The sequence below is a fragment of the Sphingobacterium psychroaquaticum genome, from assembly GCF_900177625.1.
Lineage (GTDB): Bacteria > Bacteroidota > Bacteroidia > Sphingobacteriales > Sphingobacteriaceae > Sphingobacterium > Sphingobacterium psychroaquaticum.
On record NZ_FXAU01000010.1, the window covers coordinates 17,752 to 27,582 of the forward strand.

General features: G+C 35.2%; 6 protein-coding genes and 1 pseudogene. 6 read left to right on the forward strand and 1 reads right to left on the reverse strand.

What is annotated here, in order from left to right; translation table 11 throughout:
- The first annotated feature begins 336 nt into the window (after positions 1 to 336).
- From B9Y69_RS18880 to B9Y69_RS18890, 3 genes are read left to right on the forward strand one after another with little or no spacing between them, the layout of a single operon-like run.
- Positions 337 to 3,519: an SIR2 family protein gene (locus tag B9Y69_RS18880; RefSeq protein ID WP_085474560.1), complete on the forward strand. Its 3,183-nt coding sequence runs from the start codon at positions 337 to 339 to the stop codon at positions 3,517 to 3,519.
- Between the two features lie 49 nt (positions 3,520 to 3,568).
- A complete protein-coding gene (locus B9Y69_RS18885; protein WP_144036629.1) occupies positions 3,569 to 4,465 on the forward strand; it encodes a toll/interleukin-1 receptor domain-containing protein in 897 nt (298 codons plus the stop codon).
- 1 nt (position 4,466) lies between these two features.
- Entirely contained in the window at positions 4,467 to 5,000 is a 534-nt protein-coding gene (locus B9Y69_RS18890; protein WP_085474562.1) for a restriction endonuclease, read from the forward strand.
- 249 nt (positions 5,001 to 5,249) lie between these two features.
- On the opposite strand, the gene B9Y69_RS18895 is transcribed toward B9Y69_RS18890, so the two are convergent.
- On the reverse strand, positions 5,250 to 6,260 hold the full coding sequence (locus B9Y69_RS18895) for a hypothetical protein (protein WP_144036630.1): 1,011 nt from the start codon (positions 6,258 to 6,260) through the stop codon (positions 5,250 to 5,252).
- Positions 6,261 to 6,600: 340 nt separating this feature from the next.
- On the opposite strand from B9Y69_RS18895, the gene B9Y69_RS18900 reads away from it, so the two are divergent.
- From B9Y69_RS18900 to B9Y69_RS18915, 3 genes and pseudogenes are all read left to right on the forward strand, one after another.
- Entirely contained in the window at positions 6,601 to 7,284 is a 684-nt protein-coding gene (locus B9Y69_RS18900) for a hypothetical protein (protein WP_200811835.1), read from the forward strand.
- 315 nt (positions 7,285 to 7,599) lie between these two features.
- The gene (locus B9Y69_RS18905) at positions 7,600 to 8,814 is read left to right on the forward strand and encodes a hypothetical protein (protein WP_085474564.1); all 1,215 of its coding nucleotides are present in this window, start codon (positions 7,600 to 7,602) and stop codon (positions 8,812 to 8,814) included.
- Between the two features lie 814 nt (positions 8,815 to 9,628).
- Positions 9,629 to 9,831 (forward strand): annotated as a pseudogene (locus tag B9Y69_RS18915) (GNAT family N-acetyltransferase); the annotation flags it as partial.

Sequence of the window (9,831 nt, forward strand, 5' to 3'; positions counted from 1 at the left end):
TTACGAATCAGATTGATGAGGCGGTGCCAAAACAGCTTTGCTTAAGACAAGTGGCAAGCTTCCGCTAAAAGCTCTACCCAAAGATCAAAAAAAACATTTAAAATTCAAATAGGACAAGTAATTTTATCAGAAAATAATCAATTTTAAAGTTCCTTTAATTCGATTTTGTTTATCCATATTTTGGATGTTTTTTCAAGTAAGAACAAAAAATTAAACTATATCATGATTCTTGTTGTCGATTTCGCTGTTGAACTCAAAGAAAATTTCTTATATTGTAAATTCCACTAGGAGGTGAATTATTCATTAACTCTAAATCGATTTTAACTTAAAATTTTAATGGCAAACGAATACATTTTGGACCTAGATCAGTTTGTCAGGTCTGTCTCTATAAGTAAGAATGATTTCTTTACAGTTTTGCTGGGAGCAGGTGCCTCTATAAGCTCTGGCATCAAATCGGCGGAAGAATGTATCTGGGAATGGAAAAGGGATATATATGCTACAAAAAACAGTGCGCATACAACCGGAAATCTGAATGATAAATCCACCCAAGTTCGTCAAACAATTCAAAAATGGCTCGATGAGCAAGGGATCTACCCTTTGTCTGGATCTCCTCAGGAATATTCCGAATATATAAAAGAATGTTATCCTATAGAAGATGACCGAAGAAAGTATTTTAAAGGAATATGTGAAAGAAAGGAGCCTTCTATAGGTTATAAACTTCTATGTCTTCTAAATGAGGCAGGAACTGTCAGATCAGTTTGGACAACAAATTTTGATGACTTGTGCCGTGATGCAGCTATAAAAACCAATAATTTAGTTATTGATATCAACCTTGATTCTGTCGAAAGGATCAACAGACCAATAAATAATACAGAGCTGCTGCTGATTAAATTACATGGAGATTATAAGTATGGACCACTAAAAAACACAGATGAGGAGTTAAAAAAGCAGGATGAGGTTTTTAGACAAAGGCTGGTCGAATATCTGAAAGATAAACACCTAATCGTTTCTGGCTACAGCGGTAGAGACGAATCAATCATGGATGCATTAAAAGAAAGTTATTCTCACCCTGGATCCGGAAGGCTTTATTGGTGCGGATATGGGCCCCGCCCCTCTAAAGCAGTTGCCGAACTAATCCATTTAGCCAATTCACATAAGAGAACTGCCTTCTATATTCCTACAGATGGTTTTGATAAACTGATGATTAGTATTTCGAAAGTATGCTGCAAGAATGACCCCAAATTGATTGGTAAATACAATGAATATCTAAAGACAGACGAACAGATCCCGGTAAAAACTCCGTTCTCAATAGATCATGGAAAGTTAAACGCCATTATTAAAGGAAATTTATTCCCGATAAAATTGCCGAAAGAGGCCTTTCAATTCGAATCATCACTGGCAATAGGAGAAAGCCCTTGGAAGCAACTCAAAGAGTTGACAAGAACATTTGATATTGTGGCTGTTCCTTATAAAGGTTTCGTCTGGGCTCTCGGAACACTGACTGATGTCAATTCATGCTTTGAAGGATATATTTCAGGAAAAATTACCAGAATTCCGATTGATTCACTGAACATATGGAAAAACACCTCAATTTATAATTTATTATTATCAGCACTGACCAGATCCCTAGCTAAGACTGCAAAGTTACGATCCAATGGAAAAGATCTTATATGGAAACAAAAGACAGCATCCAACAGGATCTATCTAAACATATTGTATTCAACACACGAAGCCGTAAGATTATCCATCACAACCGACGGACAACGCAATTATCTATCGCTTGTTCCTGATTTCAAGATAAGGACAGAAGACCCCGATGCCGTGATAACTCGGGAGGTAAAACAGGAGGTTGGGAGAACCTATTTCAAAATGCTCAGAAATAAAGCTTTTGATGAGTACCTGCTGGGATGGAGAAAATTATTATTCAAAGCAAAAGCTAATCAGGTTATTGCCGAATATCCGCCAAACACGGCCTCCGGCTTCAACTATGAAATATTTAAATTGCCTTTATTTGCAAAAATTACGCGCCCACAAGTACAAAGAGAGATTAGCCTTAGCGAAGAGTTTCCTAAACCACTCCTACATTTCAGAGGTATGCAATATAAAGAACCTGAGCTATTATTCTCTCCCTTAAATCTAGGAATGAACTCCACTCCCAAGGATTTTCATCCTATGAGAGGATTAAAGAAAAATGCACCGTTTGACCATCCTCTTACAGGCTATCTTCATTCAGACAAAATAAATCTGGGCGTTATTTGCCCTTTCACGGATAATATCGAATTTTCAACCTTCCTTAACAGGCAAAACACTGTAGTGCCATCGAACGATATCAATGCCGAATATCTAATTGAGTTTCCAGGATTTTATAATGTTTTCAAAGTAAGTTTAAATATCCCTACGATCGGTTCCGAGAACTGGTCTACCTGTCCCGAGCCATCGATCAAGCCTACGCTTAAAGAGACAGCCTTCGACCTCAGGGATAAGATCATTCACAGAATTGATAACCTTTCAAAAAATGAAGAAAAGAAAGTAGTAGTTATCTATATCCCTGACAGGTGGCTGAGCTTTACATCCTTTAATGAAGATAACGAAATATTTGATCTACATGACTATATAAAAGCTCATTGTGCCCAAAGAGGAATCCCGACTCAATTCATTAATTCAGAAACAGTCACAAGTGCCCTTCAATGTCAAATAAACTGGTGGCTTTCGCTTTCCTATTATGTCAAATCTCTGAGGACCCCCTGGGTTTTGGAAAATTTAGATAAAACAACTGCATTTGCAGGTATTGGCTATAGTGTAAGCAACCAGAAATCCGCCAGCGGGAAAATTGTGCTCGGGTGTAGTCATATTTATAATTCAGATGGACAGGGATTAAAATATAAGCTATCAAAAATAGAAGATCCTCTTTACTGGGATAAACAGGACAGTCCGCACCTCTCTTATGACGATGCTTTCCGGTTCGGTTTATCCATCAAAGAACTGTTCTTCAATGCTATGGACGAATTACCTAAAAGAGTTGTGGTACATAAACGCAACTACTTCACAACAGATGAAATAAATGGACTAAGAGACAGCCTTCTTAGAAATGGAGTGAAGAATATAGATCTAATAGAAATTAATTTTGCAGAAGAAGTTCGGTTTCTCGCCACAAAAATATCAGCAGGAATGCCGCTACCAGACGATTATGCTGTTCCAAGAGGAACCTGCATTGCGTTTGACGACTATTCGGCATACCTGTGGACACACGGCATTGTCCCTTCTGTTCGTAATCAGCACTGGAGATACTATCTCGGAGGAAACTATATCCCTGGCCCCCTAAAGATAACAAAGCATCATGGAGAAAGCAACATATCTACGATTGCCAACGAGATCATGGGACTGACAAAAATGAACTGGAATTCTTTTGACCTGTACAGCCAATTACCTGCCACCTTGGAATCCTCTTCAAAGATTGCCAGGATAGGAAGGTTATTAAGAGGCGAAGGAGTAACTTATGATTACCGGTATTTTATTTAGCTTTTGATCAGATAATAAGAATGCAATACCTAAAAAATAACGCAAGCAAATGAAGACATTTCTTTCTTACAGTTATGGAGATGACACAACTGTAATACGTAATCTTTTGACCGAAAACGGCATAGAGATTTTTGATTCCATAAAAGAGATGCAATACGGAAATTCTCTGCAACAGACAATAAAAAATGCCGTAAACAATTGCGACTTTGTCTTTTTTATTTATTCAAAAATGAACCCTCATATCGCTTTTGAGGTCGGTTTGGCTGTAGCTCTGAATAAACCCATTTTTACTGTGTTCGCAGGAGGAGAAGAAGATACTTTCTTATTAGATTCCACCTATGTCCATGCTTACCCCACAGAATCTGCAAAGATCGGGTTCAGTCTTGAGTTATTTCTAAAAAATTTGTCTGTTAAGAAGCGCAAGAGAAAAACGGATAGCTCGTCATTACCCAAATTTTATGGAGGTGGGCAACCAATCCCAGCTAAAAATAATTTTGATATCATAGAAAGATATAATACTGCAACAGGCAAATCAGGATCGGAGTTGGAAATCTTTTTTCAGGACCTTCTCAGGGTTTACAATGTAAATGTAGTTAAGAATTCTACTTTGAAGAACGACAGGAAATGGTCGCCCGATTTTTCAATATGGAGCGATGAGCTTAGCTCCTTGCTTGATAATCCCATTGTTATAGAGGTCAAGACAGAAATAAACCGTTCGAATCTAGAAACTATTATTAATAATCTTACCAAGCTAAATACTATAAATACCCTTGTTGGTAGCTGTTTGATTTTTTATGATCGTCTCGGCAATCTAAAGCAGGAAGACCTACCTATCACTCCCCGACAGCTGTTTATTTCCATACGTCAACTCGTGTTCGAGCTGCAGTTTCAAGATTTCGTGGCATCTATAAAAAAAATTAGGAATAACTTAGTTCATAATATCTGATATGGCTAACTATTCACGAAGAACGCTCAACGGCCATTTCCATGACTGTGACAATGGCGGTACGAATCAGGCCAGAGGCAAGGCTTTTGAAGATCTCGCCTGTTACCTGTTCCAGACTATCCCTGGAGTAGAGATAGCCATACGGAATCAAATGAACGCTTTCCACAACGAAGAAATAGATGTTGCTGTATGGAATAACAAGGCCTCTAACGGCCTCCATTTTTTACCCAATGTGGTATTGATTGAATGTAAGAATTGGAGTAATCCAGTTTCGAGTATTGAGGTAAGTTGGTTCTGTCAGAAACTCCAATCAAGGGGACTCGATTTCGGTATATTAATAGCAAATCAAGGGATTACAGGTAATCAAGATGACCTAAATGCAGCTCATAATACGATAGCTAATCACTTAATGCAACAACGTAAGATAATCGTTATCACTAGAGTCGAAATTGATTCTTTAAGAACGACAGTCCAAATGATTACCCTAATTAAACAAAAGTTATGTCTACTGGCAGTTGGCGGCCGGATCATATAAATTATTGGCCGATGTTTCGCGTTTTTTTTTTGCGCAGACAATTATTGGAAATGCATGAAAACGCTCTGCAGTAAATTTGGAGTCAAAAGGATTTCCGAAAACCTTCAAATGGAAGGATATAAAATTGTTTTTGGCTATTTGCCCCAAAAGGAAATCCCCTTTTCGAATATTTAGAGTTTAAGCTAGACGTATGCTGAAACACATGCATTTTGGGTTAATAAAGTTTGATTTGGGAATTCGACAAGAATATTAATTTTTAGAACTTTTTAAAATAACCAACGGTTCATCTTTTTTAACTAACAACATGTCCACGTCAAAGAAATCCTGATTTCCTTTAATGAATTTATCATTAAAAATGAGCGTTATCGGATCAAGAAACGAGTATGTATAAGCTTTAATGTCGTATAGCGGATTTGTTAATAAATTCTGTTTACCTTTTGGATAATGCTTGTATATTACTCTATTATGTTTTGGTGTAAAAGCATGTATGAGAGCCTTTTCAGCATCAAGATATAGGTCTCTTTGAGGGACCTCGGGTATCTTACCTGACATCAATTGTTCAAATATATCTTCAGTTATCTCACCATGCGAGAACATCGATAAATGGATATTGTCACTAAACTCAAAAAAAAGGAGGGCTATTTCATCTGTAGGAAGCGAACCATACTGCAAAGGCATTTCTATCGATAATACATCTTGCAGATGCTCATGTCCGGTGAGCCTTCTTAGTATATGCTCTTCCGTGGCTTTACCGATGTAATGTACCTTATATTGGAGGAAGGAGGTAATATCTCCATTGATCTCCAATTCCAATATCTCATTCCAATAATCAAATAGCATCTTTTCGGGAGTGAACCAGCTTCCATATCCATTTTCATCTTTGTATATCAACATCGTTGTAATATTGTTGAAAGGAGGTTCCAATCTTTTCTGTGAAATAAATTCGTAGTCAATAGTAAAATGAAATTTGACACCACCATCTGCGAAACAACTCAGTTTAGATTGGCCATAGGGAAAAGCACATTCTAAAACTGCTTCATTACCCTTTTGCCGTATTTCGAAGCGTATCAACGGTTTTTCATTATAGGGATCTACGTAAAGGTTATGAAAATAAAGAACTGGTCTTTGAACAATCATATAGATATTACTTTCAGCCAAAATATCCTGAAATATGCCTTCTGTTTTTAAATAGCTAAGATCCCAATTGCTTAACGGACAATTACTCAGCATCAATTTGTTAAATAGCCTCGTATTTTTCATTAGACGAAGATAATGCTTATTGTTAGAGATTTCGATGCTCGTAACTTTAAATTCCCGTTTGAAATTCACAATCTAAATTGTATTTGGAATGAATCTTAATAAAGTACTTAAAAGCATCCAAGCTGTCTACCTGCAATATTTTAGCAATCGGTCTTCTTATTCGGGTAAGGAATGTCTCTTTCTTTCTGTTAGTCCGTTCTGACACGGACATATAAATAAGCTGTTTTTCATTTGAATAATGTATTTGATTGTCGTACTATAATGGCGGTTATTTATCCTACAACCCATAAACAAGATTTATTTGTTAAATTTGAAATTCAGAGAGTATTAAAAAAAACAAATGAATATATCAACCCATCATATTGACAGTAGTGGAAAAAGTCATAATCGAAATTTTAGAATGTCGAAATTAGCTTTTATAAAGCACTTAGCTATTGCCGGACAAGCTTACTCTCCTTCTCCACAGAAGTTGTTCAGAACCATAGGTATGTTATTACACTATAGTCATTACATGCAAAGCAGAGCATTTAATGCTGGTAGGTTTTCTGAACCCCCAATTACCCTTTCAGACCCTACCGAAAAGGCTCAATTTTCTAATTTAGCAGGAAAAGCAATTGCGGACTTTCTTTCCAAAAGAATCGATAATTCATTGTTTACTGTTAACTATGAATCTGCAATGCGGATTCAAGGGCATAAACTAAAAGGACAAAGACCTGACTTAATTGCATATACCCAGAATTCTATTTTTGCAATTGAGGCGAAAGGCAGACACCAACCTAATTCGGGAAATATGACTGTTCATAAGGCACAATCCCAAACTGGCCCCATTCCAGTCAATTTTTCGATTGCCTGCGTTTCGTATAATTTATTTAATAACGTTGCCTGTAATTACCATGACCCATTTATTGACAATATAGAGTACGATAATACATCTTTGGGAATATTATCACGCAATTACTACAAAGACATTTTAGAATTTCTAAATTCCGACGGATTTGATTTTGAAGAAACTGAAATTCAATGAGAAAAATTTTATGCAGTAGGATTATCAAGAAGAAATTATGAAAAATTCTTTTTCGATTGGTCCCCATTTAGAGGAATGTGGGAATTAGAGTTTTTTCACTTTTTAAAACCAAAATTAATTATTCCATATAGAATCAGAGAATACTCTGAAGTAGGAATATCTAATCATTTTACACCCTTTTTGTTCGAAAGTAACGGGCAAAGCGATTATATCTATATTGATAACGATAGAATAGGTTTAAGCTTGTCGAGGTAGTACAATCTCCCTATATAATCGGTAGATTAGTTTCATATCTCTAAACCGTAACTCACAACCATGCAAATTATTTCAGACTACGAGGAACTTTTCAAAATAAAGGATTTCGGAAAAAAAAGAAAAGAAGATGCTTTTTTTCAACAAGCATTTGACTGTACGTATGAGCGATTGAAAAATGATTTAAAAAATCAATATTCTGAAAACTTAGAGGATAAAGTTAACAGATGGTTGAATATATCCAAGGTTCAGTATTTTCAGGATGTGTTACCCATCTCATTTTACATTCAAGCAAAAATGCTTTTTAGAGATGGATTTTATGAAGCCTCAATTAATATTTCCAGAAGCATCTGTGAAGTAATTTGTTATGAAGAATTATCCAAGCAAACACATCCCTTTGGCGACTTAACAATAGAAGACAAACATAGCCCCAGTTTTAATGTTCTTAAACAATTTCTTTTACTCCCCAAAAGGATAGAAAAAACTAAGTTTCAGAATGAAATAGTTGCCAAGATTATCGATACAAATCCTGCTGATAGGAGTACAAACTTTATTAAATCGTCATTTGAACTAAAAAATGACAATCATTTTCACCTTAAATTACAAAATGTAAAGAAAGAAGAAAACCTAAATAGATTTTTCAAAATATTCAAATCCATTCCATTTGACGAATTTGAAACTTTTAGCCAAAAAGTTTTAGAAAAAATAGAATTTGTTTGGAGCAAAGGAAGTTCCTATGTCCATGTTAAAAAAAGTAGTCACCAGGCCAAAGAAGATGCTTTTAAAATAATTGATAGTATAGGTTTCGTTTTATTTGAACTATATGGAGAATCTGTCAAGGAAAATATCTCTGTAGTTTCTGCTTATAGTCGATTTGAAGATGTTTGTACCGGAGTAACTTATGGAATGGATATTTATCCAACAATAGAAGATGCTCATATCGGATATTATAATTTGCCGACACAGAAGCAAAAGCAAAGAATGATTGGCATTATAGGAGTTTGGAAAGGAGAATGGGGGCTAAACAATAATACTCAAAGTGGAATTTTTGAATTTGTAAAGGAGGGAGAATATATTAATTGTTATCTACAAGTAGGAGAAGAACAAAACAAAATACCTATGGGAATAACTCTTTATGGGGATTATTTTTTAATCAACCAAATAAATGGAAATAGAACGATTCATTATTTTCAACTATACATTTTAAACCACAATACGTTAGTTGGGCAAAGGAAAAATAGTTGTGATTTTGTTGTTTTTAGCAAACAGCCCCAATAATCTGCCATAATAGAAAATTAAACAAAACTACTTTATTGCTATTTAAAAGCCCATTCTCCTACAGCTCGGATTGGACATTACTAATTTAAAGCTCTCGAAAGGCAAACTTTCTGCTTCACATTTGTATACAGAGATCTTTATTTAGCGGATTTCTAAAGGAATGTCGAATAACTTCTAATGTTTTGAATTTGTAATCTTACACAGGTATATTAACCATACACCGAAAGCTACAGCAAATCCTGCCCATGAAGTTTTCATACTTAGTGCCGCAAAGAAACCGATGACCACAATTATATTGATAACAAAAAAAACAAAATTAAATATCTTATAATATGAAGATCTAGATAAATAAAAACAGTCAAATAGAATTATATAGGAAAATCTCCTATAATTCTATTTGACTGTTTTTATCCTTTTTATAAACTCTAATAAAGGCACTAAAGGTTCTATTGAACTCTCGTGACCTCCACAAACTAAGCTTTTAAAGAGGTAAATATCAATGATTTACCTCTTTTTGTTTTTAATGATCACGCTACAAGTTAGGCAAATAGCTTGTCATATTCGTATAACTAGTATAAATCACTTTTTTATCATTTGTAAAAATTTACATCAAATTCATTTCCGAACTTAGACTCAATATTCATTACGAACATATAATGCATTGAAAGAAGAAGCTCAAACGAATAATTGTAAACAAATAAAATGGACCGTAGCACCTTGGAACGAAGCCGGAATAAAGTTCTATGAATGATTAGGCGCAGAAGAAAACAAGGATTGGTTAAATTACGAATGGAACATCTAAAACAAGGCACTAATGGAACAGATAACAATAAAGCAAGTATCCCTAAGCGATATCAATCAATTACAAAAAATAGGCAAAGAAACATTCTTTGAAACATTTTCCGAAAGTAATACCGAGGAAAATATGGCGAATTATTTAACAGAAGGGTTTTCTTTCGAAAAGCTCACCGACGAACTGAATAATTCAACCTCTATGTTCTATTTCGCCTTAGCCCA

What these genes read in the sequence shown, in the direction of transcription:
- B9Y69_RS18895 (WP_144036630.1), bottom strand. Translation starts at nt 6,260, where the DNA reads ATGAAAAATACGAGGCTATTTAACAAATTGATGCTGAGTAATTGTCCG.
- B9Y69_RS18885 (WP_144036629.1), top strand. Translation starts at nt 3,569, where the DNA reads ATGAAGACATTTCTTTCTTACAGTTATGGAGATGACACAACTGTAATA.
- B9Y69_RS18880 (WP_085474560.1), top strand. Translation starts at nt 337, where the DNA reads ATGGCAAACGAATACATTTTGGACCTAGATCAGTTTGTCAGGTCTGTC.
- B9Y69_RS18905 (WP_085474564.1), top strand. Translation starts at nt 7,600, where the DNA reads ATGCAAATTATTTCAGACTACGAGGAACTTTTCAAAATAAAGGATTTC.
- B9Y69_RS18900 (WP_200811835.1), top strand. Translation starts at nt 6,601, where the DNA reads ATGAATATATCAACCCATCATATTGACAGTAGTGGAAAAAGTCATAAT.
- B9Y69_RS18890 (WP_085474562.1), top strand. Translation starts at nt 4,467, where the DNA reads ATGGCTAACTATTCACGAAGAACGCTCAACGGCCATTTCCATGACTGT.